This is a genomic window from Trichocoleus sp. FACHB-591 (assembly GCF_014695845.1).
Taxonomy (GTDB): Bacteria; Cyanobacteriota; Cyanobacteriia; order FACHB-46; family FACHB-46; genus Trichocoleus.
On sequence record NZ_JACJPA010000029.1, the window covers coordinates 107,470 to 123,020 of the forward strand.

General features: G+C 48.9%; 13 protein-coding genes. 4 read left to right on the forward strand and 9 right to left on the reverse strand.

Going from position 1 to position 15,551, the window contains the following annotated elements:
- Nucleotides 1-179 precede the first annotated feature (179 nt).
- Nucleotides 180-2,054, forward strand: coding sequence for an iron uptake porin (locus H6F90_RS04500; RefSeq protein WP_190550597.1), 1,875 nt, complete (start codon nucleotides 180-182; stop codon nucleotides 2,052-2,054).
- 107 nt (nucleotides 2,055-2,161) lie between these two features.
- On the opposite strand, the gene H6F90_RS04505 is transcribed toward H6F90_RS04500, so the two are convergent.
- From H6F90_RS04505 to H6F90_RS04540, 8 genes are all read right to left on the reverse strand, one after another.
- Nucleotides 2,162-2,707 (reverse strand): tetratricopeptide repeat protein, encoded by a 546-nt coding sequence (locus tag H6F90_RS04505; RefSeq protein WP_190550599.1) that lies wholly within the window; start codon nucleotides 2,705-2,707, stop codon nucleotides 2,162-2,164.
- 54 nt (nucleotides 2,708-2,761) lie between these two features.
- Nucleotides 2,762-3,601: a transporter substrate-binding domain-containing protein gene (locus H6F90_RS04510; protein WP_370587944.1), complete on the reverse strand. Its 840-nt coding sequence runs from the start codon at nucleotides 3,599-3,601 to the stop codon at nucleotides 2,762-2,764.
- A 29-nt stretch (nucleotides 3,602-3,630) separates the two neighbouring features.
- Nucleotides 3,631-3,990, reverse strand: coding sequence for a 50S ribosomal protein L20 (gene rplT, locus H6F90_RS04515; RefSeq protein ID WP_190431669.1), 360 nt, complete (start codon nucleotides 3,988-3,990; stop codon nucleotides 3,631-3,633).
- A 22-nt stretch (nucleotides 3,991-4,012) separates the two neighbouring features.
- Complete coding sequence (rpmI, locus tag H6F90_RS04520) at nucleotides 4,013-4,210, reverse strand: 50S ribosomal protein L35 (protein WP_190431667.1); 198 nt, start codon at nucleotides 4,208-4,210, stop codon at nucleotides 4,013-4,015.
- A gap of 86 nt (nucleotides 4,211-4,296) precedes the next feature.
- Entirely contained in the window at nucleotides 4,297-4,827 is a 531-nt protein-coding gene (pgsA, locus tag H6F90_RS04525; RefSeq protein WP_190550601.1) for a CDP-diacylglycerol--glycerol-3-phosphate 3-phosphatidyltransferase, read from the reverse strand.
- A gap of 147 nt (nucleotides 4,828-4,974) precedes the next feature.
- Nucleotides 4,975-5,658, reverse strand: a complete 684-nt coding sequence (locus tag H6F90_RS04530; RefSeq protein WP_190550603.1) for a sugar transferase — start codon at nucleotides 5,656-5,658, stop codon at nucleotides 4,975-4,977.
- A gap of 436 nt (nucleotides 5,659-6,094) precedes the next feature.
- Nucleotides 6,095-8,215 carry a hypothetical protein gene (locus H6F90_RS04535; protein WP_190550605.1) on the reverse strand — a complete coding sequence of 707 codons (2,121 nt, stop codon included), beginning with the start codon at nucleotides 8,213-8,215 and terminating at the stop codon, nucleotides 6,095-6,097.
- A 53-nt stretch (nucleotides 8,216-8,268) separates the two neighbouring features.
- Nucleotides 8,269-11,328 carry a hypothetical protein gene (locus H6F90_RS04540; protein WP_190550607.1) on the reverse strand — a complete coding sequence of 1,020 codons (3,060 nt, stop codon included), beginning with the start codon at nucleotides 11,326-11,328 and terminating at the stop codon, nucleotides 8,269-8,271.
- Between the two features lie 930 nt (nucleotides 11,329-12,258).
- Here H6F90_RS04540 and H6F90_RS04545 point away from each other — a divergent pair.
- The 3 genes from H6F90_RS04545 to cobT all read left to right on the forward strand — a co-directional run bounded on the left by H6F90_RS04545 (nucleotide 12,259) and on the right by cobT (nucleotide 14,987).
- A complete protein-coding gene (locus H6F90_RS04545; RefSeq protein WP_190431657.1) occupies nucleotides 12,259-12,963 on the forward strand; it encodes a Crp/Fnr family transcriptional regulator in 705 nt (234 codons plus the stop codon).
- Nucleotides 12,964-13,074: 111 nt separating this feature from the next.
- Nucleotides 13,075-13,842 carry a DUF2232 domain-containing protein gene (locus tag H6F90_RS04550; protein WP_190550609.1) on the forward strand — a complete coding sequence of 256 codons (768 nt, stop codon included), beginning with the start codon at nucleotides 13,075-13,077 and terminating at the stop codon, nucleotides 13,840-13,842.
- The gene (cobT, locus tag H6F90_RS04555; RefSeq protein WP_370587945.1) at nucleotides 13,842-14,987 is read left to right on the forward strand and encodes a nicotinate mononucleotide-dependent phosphoribosyltransferase CobT; all 1,146 of its coding nucleotides are present in this window, start codon (nucleotides 13,842-13,844) and stop codon (nucleotides 14,985-14,987) included. Before H6F90_RS04550 ends, cobT begins: the two co-directional genes overlap by 1 nt.
- 45 nt (nucleotides 14,988-15,032) lie before the next feature.
- On the opposite strand, the gene H6F90_RS04560 is transcribed toward cobT, so the two are convergent.
- Nucleotides 15,033-15,410, reverse strand: a complete 378-nt coding sequence (locus H6F90_RS04560) for a hypothetical protein (RefSeq protein ID WP_190550611.1) — start codon at nucleotides 15,408-15,410, stop codon at nucleotides 15,033-15,035.
- Nucleotides 15,411-15,551: the final 141 nt, after the last annotated feature.

Here is a 15,551-nt window from a genome sequence, read left to right on the forward strand (position 1 = left end):
ATGCTCCAAATGGTTAGTGATCAACTTCCTGAAAAACTGAGTCGTCACTGAGTGCAGCCTTTTGATTGTTGGCTCTAGCGACAAAAAATTTATGCAGAGGTGTGTCTAAGTCTCTACCGGCGATAACGATGAAGTATAGAGCTTGGTCACTTATGGTGTTCGAAGGAGTGAATAAAACAATGAAATCCCCAGTGGGCTTAGAAAAGAACGTCTCTTTAGCCCTGTTGTGTACAGTTTTAGGCTTGTTTACAGCAAATGTCTCTCCAGCTGTAGCCGCCACTAACGATAGTACAGATGCGGCTGCAGCCAACCGCTTATCGGCTCTTGAGGTCTCGGCTCCTGAGGCGTCTGTTAAGGAGGGTGAGCCTAGCGATCGCACCACGCAAATAACTGCTTTAGCAGCTGATGCAGCCACTACGACCTCCGCCACCCCAGCGATCGCAGACGCGACCCTGCAAGCTCAAGCTTTGAGCCCGTCTGACGACAGCCCAGGCATGATTGATGTTGCCACTTTAGACCCGGAAAGCCCAGAAGCTGCCAGTGATGGCATGGCTCAAGTCACCTCGGTTTCCCAACTCTCTGATGTGCAACCAACCGATTGGGCTTTTCAATCGCTACAGTCTTTAGTAGAACGGTATGGCTGTATCGCGGGTTATCCAGATGGCACCTACCGAGGCAACAGAGCGTTAACTCGCTATGAATTCGCGGCTGGGGTTAATTCGTGCCTAGACCGGATCAATGAGTTGATTCAGGCAGGCACTGATGAGCTGGTGCAGAAAGAAGACTTAGCAACATTACAACGGTTGCAGGAAGAATTCTCTGCTGAACTCGCTACCATTAGAGGCCGAGTCGATTCGCTAGAAGCTCGCACGGCTGAACTGGAAGCGAATCAGTTTTCCACCACAACCAAGTTGTTTGGCCAAGCTATCTTTGGCATCCAAGGCCGTACGGACAATACTGCTGACTTCTTCCCAGTCGATGGCGTTAAAGATACAGAAGACCCAGCAACAAACATTAACTTCATCAACAACGTTCAGCTGAGCTTGTTCACACAACTGAGCAATCGCAGCATCTTGCTAACTGGGCTAGCCGCTGGCAATGGCAGCACAGCTCCCCGTCTCAGTAACGATACTAGGCTGGGCTATGAGCTGGACAGCGATAACCAATTCCTCATCAGTGACTTGAGTTTTCGGCATTTAATTGGCAATAACCTTGCCGTGGTTGCAGGTCCTGTTGGCGTTAATGCAGTCAACGTTTTCCGGGGAGCTAACCGAGTTGAAAGTTCTGGTCAAGGCCCAATTTCGGCTTTTGCCCAGCGGAACCCCATTATTAGTATTGGTAATGGCACCGGTGGTGCTGGCTTCGACTGGCAAGTCAGCCCTCGCATCAGCTTGCAGGGTGTTTATTCGGCTAGTGACCCTGCCGACCCCAATGACGCTGGCTTATTTGGCAGCCGCCGCAGCGCCACAACTGCTGGAGCTCAATTGACGGTTTCCCCCACGGATACGATTGACCTAGCGCTCCATTACCTCAACTCCTATAACCCTTCTGGGTCTAACTTCGCTGGCAGTCTAGGCTTAGGAATTGGTGATGACCAAGTCACCATTGGGTCTGGTTTAAAGACGGATGCTTTTGGTGCCACCGTAGCTTGGCGCGCTACTCCAGGGATTACCGTAGGTGGTTGGGGTGGCTTTACTAATTCGCGGATTCCTAATCGCGATGGCAATGTGGAGACCACCAACTGGATGGCGTTCCTCAACTTCCCCGACTTGTTCGGCGAAGGCAACTTGGGCGGAATTTATGTAGGCCAGCCACCTAAAATTACCGAAAGCGACTTACCAGCAGGTCAGAACATTCCTAACTTGCTAGCAGGCGGAGCAGGAACTGAAGGGGATCAACCCGGTACAACAACTCACTTAGAAGTGTTCTACCGTTATCGCGTCTCTGACAACATTACGATTACACCAGGTGTGATTGTGCTCTTCAACCCAGGTAATGCACCTGAAAGCGACACAGTAGGAATTGGTGCTTTGCGAACCACATTCACCTTCTAGCCTCTAGCTTATTCAAAAACCTAGGCAAAAAGCGATCGCCCCAGCTAATCTTTCAAGCCAGGGCGATCGCTTTGGTATTGCACGTCAGAGCAGCTCTTCGTCAATCTTTATTTTTCAGCACTTGCTGTGGTTGAAACCAAGCGCTTCTTCAGAGACTCAGCTCGACGCTTAGCCGTTAAGCTTTGGGGGTCCAGCTTGAGGGCTTCTTCATAGGATTCTAGAGCTTGAGCCATGAGTTGCTTGCGCTCATAAGCGTGCCCAATATTATTGAGAGCCGTCACATAATTAGGGCTTAGTTTTAGAGCTTCTTTGTAATGACGAATGGACAAGTCATATTGCTCTTGAGCAAAGTAGGCATAACCGAGCGCGTTGTAGATTAGCGCTGTGTTTTCCTCTCCCTCTAAATCGGGTGATTTAAGGGCTTTTTGCAATTGTATGACTGCCTGAGAAAACAAATTTTTCTCTAAATAGATACTGCCAAGTTCATAGTATTCTTCGGCTGTACCTTTTTCTTTATTCAGCTTATTCTGCAAGCGCGAAATCGAAGTTTCAATCTTGCGAGTTTTCAGCACTTGGCGAAGAATCGCCCAGCCTGCGCTTGCCAACAAAGTCAGCAAGATTGACAAATAGACGATGGGAAGCAAGCTATCCATATTTGTTATGCGTGAGCACCGCTAAGCAATCTGGTTTAAATAGAATTTACCTGATTAGGGACGCAACATCTCTGTAGGTTTTGTATCCCTATCCTTCAATAAGTTAGCCCACGGCAGCCCCCAATAGACGGCTCGTTGTTGCAGCCAACCATCAGAATGCCAACGAGCGATCGCACTATTCACTTGACGTCGCAGGTCGTCGTACTGCACGCCTTTAGGTAGCACTACACACAAAGGCTCCGCAGATAACAAAGTCGGCAGCACATGATATTGAGGATATTCCTGCACCCACCCGCTCAAAACACTGACATCCGCCGCAAAAGCAACGACTTTACCTGACTCTAGGAGAGAGTATGCCGCTGCGTAGGAGTCTACCCCTACCAATTTAGCGCCAGGAACCAGATAGCGTACCGTGGCGATCGTACTAGAACCATTCAGCGCGGCCACTGGACGCTGGTTTAAATCAGCTAGTCGCTTGACTGTTGCCGCTTTAGTTACTAAGGCAGTGCCATCTAGATAATAGGGAAGGCTAAAGCTCACTAAACGAGAGCGAGGCTCAGTTGCAGTCACTCTTGCGATCGCGAAGTCTGCTTGACCTGCCAAAACAGATGGAAGGCGCTCTTGGTTAGCAACAGGCTGAAGTTGGATGGCATCTGCCTGACCTAGCAGCTCTTGAGCTAAGCGACGAGCCACATCAATTTCAAATCCTTGTAACTGCTGCGCTGAATTTTTGAACGCTAGCGGATATAGGTTTTCTTTAACAGCAACAATCAGGTAGCCCCGTTGTTGAATCGACTTCAACGTTTCAGCACTACCTGATTGACCTGCTAAACTCAGCCCAATTACCAAACAAAGACTAGATACTTTGCTGAAGAAATTCAGCGGCTCAAACACCTTTGATGCTGCCTTACCTAGTTTTTTACTTAGGCTGACTTTGCTTGACTCGCCAATTCTAGAACTCTACCGAAGCCCGCCGGATCTAGAACCGCCAGTTGCGCCAACATTTTACGGTTGAGTTGAATGTCAGCTTTCTTGAGGTTGCCAATTAACTGACTGTAGCTCATGCCATGCTGACGAGATGCTGCGTTAATGCGAGCAATCCACAGGCGACGAAAGTCTCTCTTCCGTTTACGGCGATCGCGGTAGGCGTTCCGCAATGCCTTCATCACTTGTTGGTTAGCAGTACGGAAGAGGCGAGAGTGAGACCCCCGGAAACCCTTCGCCAGCTTTAGAATCTTTTTGCGGCGCTTACGAGCGACATTGCCGCGTTTTACTCGTGTCATTGATTTATTGTCCTAGTAACTTTTATAGATAAGGAAGCATCAACCGCACGTTTTCTTCGTCTCTTTCGTGCACAACCGCTACATGGGAGAGCTGGTTTCTGCGCTTAGCGCTTTTGTGCTCTAGCAAGTGGTTCTTGAAAGCTTTACGGCGCAGGATCTTACCGCTGCCGCTGGCTCTAAAACGCTTAGCAGCAGCCTTACGAGTCTTCAGTTTTGGCATGGACTGGCTTTAATTCGACACGGTCTCCAATTTTATCGCTAGTTGTGTCTTGATAGCAAGCGATGGTGAAGAATTGCTGCCTGTCATCAAGAAACAGATTGAGACTGCTGGGGCCACAAATAGATTGCACCCGAGACCCAAGTGAGGCCGACCGCAACCCAAAATGCTATCAGACTAGGTGTACTCCACATAGCAGGCAAAGGTGCAATTAAAAGGGCGATCGCTAAAATTTGACTCACTGTTTTGAGCTTACCCCAGATGTTAGCTCCTGTAATAGTGCCGCCTGTCATAGCTGGGTTGACTCGCCAGCCTGCGATCGCCAACTCCCGTCCCAGAATTAAAAACACTCCCCAAGCAGGCACTTGACCTAGCTCAATTAAAGCCAGCAACGGCGCTAGCACTAGCAGTTTATCGACTAGGGGATCAAGAAACTTGCCTAAATCTGTGACTTGATTGAGCTTACGGGCTAAATAACCATCTAACCAATCTGTTCCTGCGGCAATGAGGAAGATGGCCACACAAAACCAGCGAGCTTCTGGAGTAGGCTCGTGCAGACCGTAAAGCAGCAAAGGCACGCCTAGTAAACGAGATAGGGTAATCCAGGTAGGAACAGTCATAAAGTGTAAAGTCGGTAATATGAGCCAAGCTAGCTATCTGCCATCGTACCGACTGATGTTCCTCGCTGTAGTGAATAAACAGGGTTAAGGTGAAGACGCCGCACAGCAGATCTTCACCTTAGGTTATAGAAATGTTGAGGAATTAATCTAGCAAGCTCCGTCCTTATTAAGAACAACTCCAATCGTTTTAATGATCAGGTAGAGGTCGTAAGCAATAGACCAGCGGCGTTGGTAGCGGAGGTCTAAGCTAATAATCTGTTCAAAATCTTTTACAGTGGACCGACCATGTACTTGCCACTCACCCGTCATACCAGGCTTCACATTGAGTCGTTGCCAGTGACGCTTGTTGTAGCGTTTGACTTCGTCTATGGTAGGCGGACGAGTTCCGACCAGGCTCATGTCTCCCATTAAGACATTCCAAAACTGGGGTAATTCATCTAAACTGGTTCGCCGCAGAAAGCGACCCACACGAGTCACGCGAGGATCGGCTTGGTTTTTGAAGATATGACCTTTAGCTTCATTGGTGACCAAATGCTTCAGTTGCTCAGCATTTGCCACCATCGAACGAAACTTCCAAATGCGAAAGGGATGACCTTGGCAACCGCAGCGCATCTGGCTGTAGAGAATAGGGCCTGGATTATCTAGCTGGATTGCGATCGCAACTGGAATGGCGATCACGACAGTCATGACCAATCCTACTAATGCACCGAGAATATCTAGGAAGCGCTTGATTCTATGATTGACTGATGGGTGTACATCAGCAGCACAACCAAATTTGGTGAAACCACTGGTGGTGAAGTTAGTAGAAGAGAAATCAGAAGTTGTAATCACAGCTGATAGGTGAGTTGCTCTAAAGGTCCTCACTTGTAACTATACGAAGGCACCTTTACAAACCGAAAGGAGAACAAGAGAGGTTCGTCCAATCTTTGAACTTATGACGGGTTATATAAAATTCCCATGTGGTTGTTACAGTGAAAAACTCAGTTAAAGTGCGAGTCTAAAGAGTTCTAAGAGCTTCACCTCGTGCTACCGCTGTGGTAATGCGGTGTACGAGTATGAAAAACCCTGCCCCAGAGTAAGCGGCTTCAGCGAAAGCTCTGAAACAACATAGCTCTTATAGAGATACTAAAGTCCTTTATGCAAATCAACGATTAAGTTCAACTGCACATAACACCAAACACTGATAGTAAACAGGTCAGTAGCAGCCTACAGGAACCGGAAAGAGGCAGAGCATTTAGGCAGAGATCCTGTAGAAGCGATCGCCCGCCTATTCAACAGCCAAGCTCAAATTAACAGCAAATGGCTCTTCCAAAGTTTGTTTGGTATTGGCCATCACTTGAGACAGGTACTCTTGTAAACGCCGACATTGCTCTAGATTCGGGCGATAGACTTGATTACCCTCCTTCAAAAAGAGGGGAGCGGCAGTTAGAGCATGTCCGTCCAGATATTGTTTCGACGACTCTGTGAGGCAATTTCTATCTTGCTCTAAGGGCACTAGACCTGGTGGTAAATGCCCCTCCAGCAGTGCCAGAATATGTAACTGACAAGCATGAGTGTTAATGCCTCGGCGCTCCAAAAGCTGCATAATTCCAGCAATCGAAACAGGCTGAGAAGGAAAAGCTCGCAATAACTCTAAAAGCAAGAAATAATCGCCATACTGCTGGCGAGGCAAGTCTAGCACTTGAGGATACAACGGCAGCGCTGCTAATCCGTAAGCAACACGGCTACAAGAAACCAAGCGATCGCCCAGAATAGCGGTTTTAGGTTCGGCGGCTCCAGAAGTTGTGACATCGTCAATGTCTTCTGAATAGGCAGTTTTATCGCCTATATTCAAGCTGCGATCGCCTTGGTAAGTATCTTGAATAATCGTGGCATTAGGCAACTTCTGGCGTAGCCAACGCGCGATCGCAGGCAAAGAAGCAGTGCCTCCAGTACAAATTGCCTGATTAATTGCTTGCATCGGCAGCCCTGTCTGGCTTAGCAAAACATTTAATTCTCGGTTCAGACGCTGGATAAAGGGGAGAAATACTTGGCTTTCCAGTTGCCGTCGCATAATCATCCAACGCTGATCACCCAACTCAAACGTGAATTGCTCTTCGTGTTGCAAAATCAGCTTCAGATGCCTAGCGGCTTCCAACAACCCTTGGCCTAAGGGTGAGCTTTCTAAGCGTTGTTGTAGGCGATGACGAGTTTCCAGGTCGGGTTCGCCGGGAATGGGCAGTGGTATAGTATCTAACCCTAAGCTATCCCAAGATAGACCATCCAACGCTGAGGCTTCTGCCTGCCAGTGCCATTGAGTCTCTACGACATTGCTCCGGTTGGCTGTGCGAGATTGCCGAAACCACTGGGGATGCAGTAGTTGGCAAATAATATCTTGGTCAATCACATTGCCTGCATAGGGTAGGCTACGCAGACTGAAGTCACTATGGGTCAAGTCAGGGAGATGGTCAGGTAAATTCACCAGAACCATTTCACTGGTGGTTGCTCCTGCATTGATCACCAGGGTGCCACCTTTCCATTGGGAGCGGTTAGGATTACGCAGCTCCGACAAGACAGCAGCGATCGCATCTTCGACAAAGAAAATTTGCTCTGGGCGAGAGACTAATTTGGCTTCTAGGACTGCTTCTCGCAAATTAAAGTTATAGGTATCTGGCCAATTAGCCGGGTAGCCAAGAATTACCCCTTCTAACTGAGCCAAAGCGGACTTGAGAGCGGGGGCATCTAGACCATTGGCACCACAAACGACATCGGAGTTACTAGTAACTGGATTCAGGGTTTGCAACAATGATTGCAAGGCCTGCTGTAACCAACTGAGAGGAATTTGGCGGTAGTCAGACCATTGAATTACAGGTTCCCAGCTATCGGTGGCTGTAGCGTAATGGGGAATGCCAACTTTCAGATACGGTTTAATGTTTTGGATGAATAACTCTGGTGTGAGTTCAGTTGCTCCTGGCAAGGCTAGGGTATCAACGACTATGGCGTCGCGATCGCGTAAAGCCAGCGCTATTGCTTGCGAACCCACTGCAACCCTAGTCTCCGACAATCCATTAGACGTCAATGGCTGAGCTGGCAAATAGACGGCGGTCGGCAAACGATAAGATTTAGTTTCGGCTTCAAGGCCTGCTCGCTCTCGCCAGTAAATCGGATACAGCTTTTGACTAACGCGATCGAGCAAGACAGCCGAGAAACCAGTAGTACCGCAATCAATCCCCAAATACCAACTCCGCTTCACCCCTCCTATCGCTTCTGAGACTGAAGGCTGGGCTGGCAAAGTTTGATCGTCAGATCCGGTGGGCGGCTCAGCGATGGGTGGCGTAGTAGATGGGACGGTTTCAGGGACAGCTTCTGCTGCGGTATTAAAACCAGCAGGTTGAGATACTTGGTTCAACAGCTCATCTGAATGGTTGTGATCCTCTAGCACCCTATCAGATGCGGGTGTCTCTACTGGATCTTTTTTTTTTCGTCAGACTGGAGATTCGACGTTTCAGGAGGCGTTAGAGTGCGATCGCTACTTTCTGCCGTGGGAGAATTCGCAGCTTCCAGAAAATCCATAAACGCATCATCTATGGTTAAGTTCTGCGTATCCAGTTCTGTAGGTGGGTGATCGATAGGCTGCACAGAAGCCGTCGGCTTAACTGCAACATCTGACGAGGTAGGAGGAGCGATCGCAGGAGAGTCTGCTAACAAATCAAACCCATCCAAGGTTAAATCAGTCGTTGGATCAGCAGGTAGTTCTAAATCTGCGTCCTCCCAAAGAGCTAAGAGGTCATTCGACAGAGCTTCCGTCTCTTCCGTCTCTACAGACGCTTCAGGCTCCACGGGAGGCAATGTTTCCGGTAGGGTTTCTGCAAAGTCTTCCAAGGTGAGACGATCCCAATCCTGAGGCTCAGGAAACTGAGCAGTATCCCACGCAGGTGACTGACTTGGGTTCTTTGCTGTCAATGAGTCGCTAGATGGCAGTGGTTGATCACCCACGTTGCTAGTCTCTGTCTCTATAGCCTCCGTCCCTGAATAGTCAGGAAAAAGGTTGGAATCCTCTAAGCTAAACAAGTCTTCATTCAACTGCTGAACCACATTCTCATCCAACCACAAGCCATCAGCTGTTTCATCGCCTAAGTCATCGTCAATTGCGATGAGCGATTCTTCTGGCGCTGCTGGTATGTAGGTATCATCCAGAGCATGAGCATCAGGTCCACTCAGCGATGGGATATCCTGTAGCGATCGCTCTGACAGCAGTAGCTCATCTTCAACTTCAAATCCTATTGAGCTAGGCGGAGCCATAGGGGTAGTAGAACCCATAGGAGGCGTAGGAGTCGGTTGCTCGTCCACGACCTCAGCCCCACCCAGCAACTCTGCCAATTCAGCTAACGGATCAGCGTCATCCAACTCATCTGCAAAGCTGGAGCCAAATTCCTCTAAATTTAGTGCTTCCGAATCGAGTGCTCCAGAGTCTATAGCCGCTGAACTTGTAGCTGCTGAACTTGTCACTGAGCTTGCTACTGCACTGGGAGAGATCGCCTGCGTGGGCGGCAAATCAAAGCTGAGCAGGTCAGGATTCTCATCACTAGGAACTGGTTCAGCTGCATCTGCAAACAAGAAATCTTCTAGGGTAGTCACTGTTTCATCAGGCTCAGGAGCAGCAGAAAATAAGTCTGCTGGGAGATCCTCTGCGATCGCAGCCTGAGGAGTTGGACTTGGCTCTGATGCCACCTCTTCAAGCCCATCGAACAAATCGCTAGTTGGTGGAGAGGAGAGAGAGCTGTCTGGTGACGCTTGCGCTTGCAATTCTGCCGTAGATTCAGCTAAGGCAGCGCTTAGATCAGCGGTCTCAGGAGTATCTGACAGAGCTGCTGCAGGTGTTGATGCAGCAGAAGTTAAACCTGGTATTTCCGCCTGTGGTTCTAAGCCAGAAACTAAATCATCAGAACCAAACAAACTGTCATAAAGATCATCATCTGCCGGGCTGGACTCCGCCGTTTCAGCGCTCAAAGCTTCTGCGCTAGAAGTTGATCCAACTAAATCTTCTAACCCTGTGGTTGGCTCCAAGGCATCCGCTACATCCGCTTCAGCGTCTTGGTCGTGCAAAGCAATATCAAGCTGCGCCAAAAACTCTAGCTCCGAAGCGGTAGGGGCTACGTTTGTAAGACTCGCTGAAGTAGCCGCAGAGCTTTGGAGAGTAGGCTGAGGGGTTGATGGCGTTAAGTTATCTGGCAAATCATTGGTTGGAGTAGCAGCTTGATCCAGTCCTATGCTATCGAGGTCTACATCCAGCAGCTTGTCTAGATCGTCTTCCAACTCAATATCCGCTAGATTAAGGCCCTCTAGGTTTAAGTCTTCCAGAGAATTCTCATCCTCCAGCTCTGGCAGCAATGGTGGCTCTAACGGCGGCTGGCTTTCGCGTCGTAGCTCAGCGCCGGCATAAGGCAGCTCTAAAGTGGCTGGATCAAGTTTAATTCCCTGCGGAACTTGAGTGCGTGAGTCATTAGGGGATACAGCAGCAGGTGTAGCGCTAGACTCAGCAGCCGGGGAAATCGAGGTTAATGGAGCTGTCGCAGTTTCAGGACTAGTAGCATCACCCGACTCCAACTCTGGAGTTGGCATAGTGTACAGGAACGAAGATGCTTCCCGACCTAATTGTTGAGCTAAGTGACTGACCAAAGCGGTGAACATGACTTCCCCTTGTTGGCCTAGGTCATGCATGCGCTCTAACCCCGTGGAAAGCGACTCCTCATAGCTTTGAACATTCCTTTGTAAGGCTTCAAACACCACACTCAGAGTTGAATCCAGGTTCATCAACAACTGATCGGAACGGGCTTGCAACACTTGCAGTTGTTCTACTCGTTGGCCTGGGTTTAGCAGAGGTTGATTAGCAGCCGTGCGGCCACCTAAAGCGATCGCCTCAGTAGACTGACCTTCATAAACTGATTGAGACTGTAGACTCGATAAAGTTTGGGCAACCTGCTGAGTCAAGCTATCTTGCAGACGCCCCATCAGCACTTGGAGAAACTCGCCGATGATTTTCTGCTGATTTGCTTGCTGCTGCGCTAGAGAGTAGTGATGCCGTTGTGACTCTAGCTGTCTAATTTCCTGAACTAAAGCCTCGCGCTGTTGCCGTAATGCCTCCAAATCTGCCTGTAGAGGCTGCGTTAGGCTGGAGCGCAGATGATCCATTTCTTGAGCTACAACCTGGAGAATCTGCCGTGCTGCTTCGTCTTGGCTGTTGCCAACTGGCGCGATCGGGGCTCTAACGTAGTCAGGATTTTGAGTGGGTTGATACTGGATATCGTAGGTCGATAGATTAGATTTGGTTCTAGTCTGAGAGAGTTCATCGGCAACCATCCGCTGTTGTACAGAGACAAGATAGCTGCGAACTCGCTCTAACACTCGGCGCTGCTGAGTCGTCTCTCCAGACATGACCCAAGGTAAGCGGGTACTAGGTTTCTGGAGAACTTTATCGATTTCAGCAATTAGTGTTTGGACTTGGTCCTTCTGAGAAGTCACGATGGAACCCCTGACTAGAACTTGACAGGTATAAAGCGATCACGGCTCTGGATGCTTCAAAGATTAGTTTGCCCAGCCAGAGGAGCTAATTTTCCTCCAGTCTAAAGTGAGCTTTTCGATCATTTGCCCCCTTTATCTAGAACTTGGGCTAAAAGTGAGGGTTAAGCAATTTCCAGAGGTGGGTTAAGGCTACAGTGTAGAAGCTAGTTTGAAGCTAATCAAAAATCAACGAAGCTCTGGTTATTAATCTTCATATTAGTCGTCGTTTTGCGATCGCCAGAATTAATTTAACTCCAAGCACTATCAAGCACTGCTAGATTTTTGCCAACTGAATATAGTTTTGAAGATTTCAGATGACCAGCAGGCTAACAGTTGGACAAAGTTTACGCCAGAACAGGCTAAAAGTTCTACGACTTGGCAAAATTTATCTCGCTTTAAAGGACCTGCTGAGCTGCCCACCAGTCAAATTGGGTTAAATCTCACGATTGGGAGTCACACTTGATGTCAATAAATTGTTCTCCTCTCGTCCCTGAATCCAAGCGGTAGATCAGGCCAGTTTAACTAATCTGGTAGCTCGGCAAACACTTCTGTCTAAAAGTGGGAAAACTTTAAGCTATTATTGCTGTGGATTTCCTTGCTACTAGGGCGGATTGGTGGCAATGATATTTCTCATATCAGCTTAAGTATCTTAGACTTTCAAATGTGTCCTATTTTTAGATGCTTCATCTGAGTTGAGTCAGATGGGTCAAGTCGGTGGGCTAGGGAGTTGCGGGGCTAGCTTCAAGATTGAGAGTCAACTTCAGCCATAGGAGTAATGCCACTTTGCCTGGCTGACTACCCTTAGGGTAAGCATTATCGACATTAATAGGCCCTAGATTGCTAGGCCACTTAGTCTGACTGACTTTATAGAAATTACAATGCAATGGCCCCATGGAAGATCGGTATAGCCCTCGTGAACCTCAGTCTAGCCCTGCACTAATTCGCTCTGCACCTTTCTTTGAAGGCTTACCAGAGGCTACGGTCGAAAAGGCTACGGCCCATGTTGTCATGCGTAGCCATCCTTCTGGCCAAGTAATTTTATTAGAAAATGACTGGGGTAGTTCTGTCTACTTTATTTTGGACGGTTGGGTCAAGATTCGGACTTATAACTTAGATGGCAAAGAGGTCACCCTCAACATTCTTGGTAAGGGTGAATTATTTGGAGAAATGGCTCCGCTAGATGAAGTACCTAGATCTACAGATGTCATTACCTTGGCTCCTACTGTGATTGGCAATATGCCAGCCCAAGATTTTGTCCAGTTAATTCATACAGAGCCAACGGCAGGAATTCGTCTAGCTCAGCTGATGGCACGACGGCTACGCCAAGTGAATCGCCGGTTGCGGTTGCGAGAGTCTGACAGTACCTCTCGCGTGGCGGATATTTTGTTGTTTCTAGCTGAGGGGCAGGGAAAACGGAGCCAAAAGGGAGTTGAGATTCCTAACTTGCCGCACCGGGAACTGAGCAGCTTGAGTGGTTTAGCGCGTGAAACTGTGACGCGGGTCTTGAATAAGCTGGAAAAAAAGGAATTGATTGTTCGCGATCGCGACATTCTCTGCATTCCGGATATGCACGCTCTGGAGCGCCTGTTGGTTTAAGTGAGGCAGGGGCGATCGCGGCAATTTAGCTCCTGCCGAGACTGACCCGAACTAGCGGATGGGGTCTAGAGTTTAGGTATAGAGTAGATCTGCTAGCTTACCTAATTGTGCATGAGTGATTCTTCCGAAGACCGCCACTCAGAAAGACCGCCTGATTCTCAGCCAGGTCCTACTCAATCTGCATCTCCTGAATCAAGCTCCCCTAGGCCCGCTGACCTCCATACTTCAACGGCTCTAGCTGAACCGCAAGTCACGAGTGCAGCTCCTCTAGCTATGGTGGAGACTGCTTTCTTAGCCAGTACAGCGAGCCTGATTTGGCTGGTCAACTATTACTTCCCGATGGGGCCTTTGTTACGGATTTTTTTCCCAGTCCCCATTGCCCTGACTTACTTACGCTGGGGACACCGTGCTGCTTGGATGTCAGCCCTAGTGTCTGGGTTGCTGCTATCAGTCCTCATGGGGCCAACCCGCAGCATTCTGTTTTTAATGCCTTTTGGGCTGTTGGGAGTTCAATTAGGAGCGCTTTGGCGGCGGCGAGCAAACTGGTTTGTTTCCATCAGTATCGGCACAATTATTGGCACTTTTGGCTTCTTTTTCCGGATTTGGCTAGTTTCGATTTTGCTGGGTGACGATCTGTGGGCTTATATCACCACTCAAATTACAGAATTGGTGGAATGGGGTTTTGTGAAGCTAGGGCTGTTGATCCAGCCTGAACTAGCGTTGGTTCAAGCGATCGCGGCGATCATGATTGTGATCAACAATATTGTTTATCTTTTTGTTGTCCATCTAGCGGCTTGGTTGCTTTTAGAGCGTTTAGGCAACCCGATCCCAGCGCCTCCTAAGTGGGTACAGGTGATTCTGGATTACGAGGCTGATTAATGTCTCTAGCCGAAATGATTCGGGTTTATACGCAAGCGCAGTTGGGACAGCAATGGCTCCAGCGCTACCAACGGCATCGCCCTTTATTCGCCTGTGTACTTGGGTTTACAGCCACGGGTCTAATTCCAGGCATTTCTGCAGCGGGTGCTACCCCACAAGATCGGCGGTATACCGCGATCGCTGATGCCGAATTCCTCTACCAGGGACCTCAAGCTGCTTCTCAATATGCTTTGCCGCCCCTCCAGGCTGGTGCATCCCCGGTTTTAATTTCACGGGCTGTCGTGGAGGCCCAAGCAATTCCACTTTACTTATTTAATGCTGGTTTACCCGTTCCCCCCCCAGTTCCTTGCGTTGATTTGGGGGGGGCTGCTGCGGCTTGCTTGAGCCAAGGACGAGCTTTAAGCCGGCCAGTCGTCCAGCATCTGCTGGAGCAAGGATTGGCTTGGGGTCAGCAACTCGCGGCTCAAGTTCCCCAAGGCTACTTAATTTTGGGAGAATGCGTTGTGGGTGGCACAACCACAGCGCTAGCCATTTTGACAGGTCTCGGCCTTGCTGCGGCTGGCAAAGTCAATAGCAGTCACCCTACCTGCAACCATAGCCAAAAGTGGGAAGTTGTCCAGGCAGGTTTACGGCAAGCGGGTTTGGTCAACCTCGGAGTTGACCCGCTTCAGTTGGTAGCGGCAGTAGGCGATCCGATGCAAATTGTAGTTGCGGGCATGGCGATCGCGGCTAGTCGAAGTTGTGGCGTCATGCTAGCCGGAGGCACCCAGATGTTGGCGGTCTATGCTTTGTTACGAGCGATCGCGACTACTTACACTTTGTCATGGCAACCAGAGCAGATTGTCGTAGGCACAACTCGCTGGGTTGCTGAAGATGCGACAGGAGACACGGTAGGCTTAGCCAATCTGATTGGCACGGTCCCGCTTTTGGCTACCCAGCTGCAATTTACAGCGGCTCGCTACTCGCAGCTCCAAGCTTATGAGCAAGGATATGTGAAAGAAGGCGTAGGGGCTGGCGGTTGTGCGATCGCAGCTTCTCTTTATCAAAACTGGAGTCAAGCGCAATTGCTGCAAGCGATCGAGGCGTTGGCAGAACGCTACTGTCAAGCTGACTCAAGGCAAAATTTGCTTCTCAATCACTCTTAAGCTAGTTATGAACTCAATTGCACTCGAATTGCAGGATTGCGTTCGCTAGTGAACTCTTTGAGATAGCAATTGCTCTTCTAGAGCCGCAATGCGATTGTAAGCCGCAGTCAACTGAACTGTTAGCCGACGAATTTGAATCTCGGGCGCTAGATCGCGCTCGCTACTTTGATCTTCCATGCTGGGGTAGCTGGTATCAGTCAACACATCTTTATGATCCATCCCCATCTCACGGCTGCTATGAGTTGAATAGGGATATCGTCTGCCGTGAGCTTCTAGCTGAGTCGATGGTGCTCCCTGCATTACCAATAGCTTCATTTCAGCTACAGCTTCTGAAAGTCGATGGTTGAAATGCTCAATCATCTGCTTCTGAAGTCCATCAACTTTTGTATTTAAGGCAATGACTTGTTCTTGAATTGGATCCATGGGGTGCCCTAGTAGCCTAATGAATTCTCTTTATCCTAAGAAAGGATTCCCAAATATGACGACTAGTGCTGAATAATTTAACCTTTCGACAAAGTAGCAATTCATCAGCTTTTTAATAAATTTGAGCCAACAATCAAACGA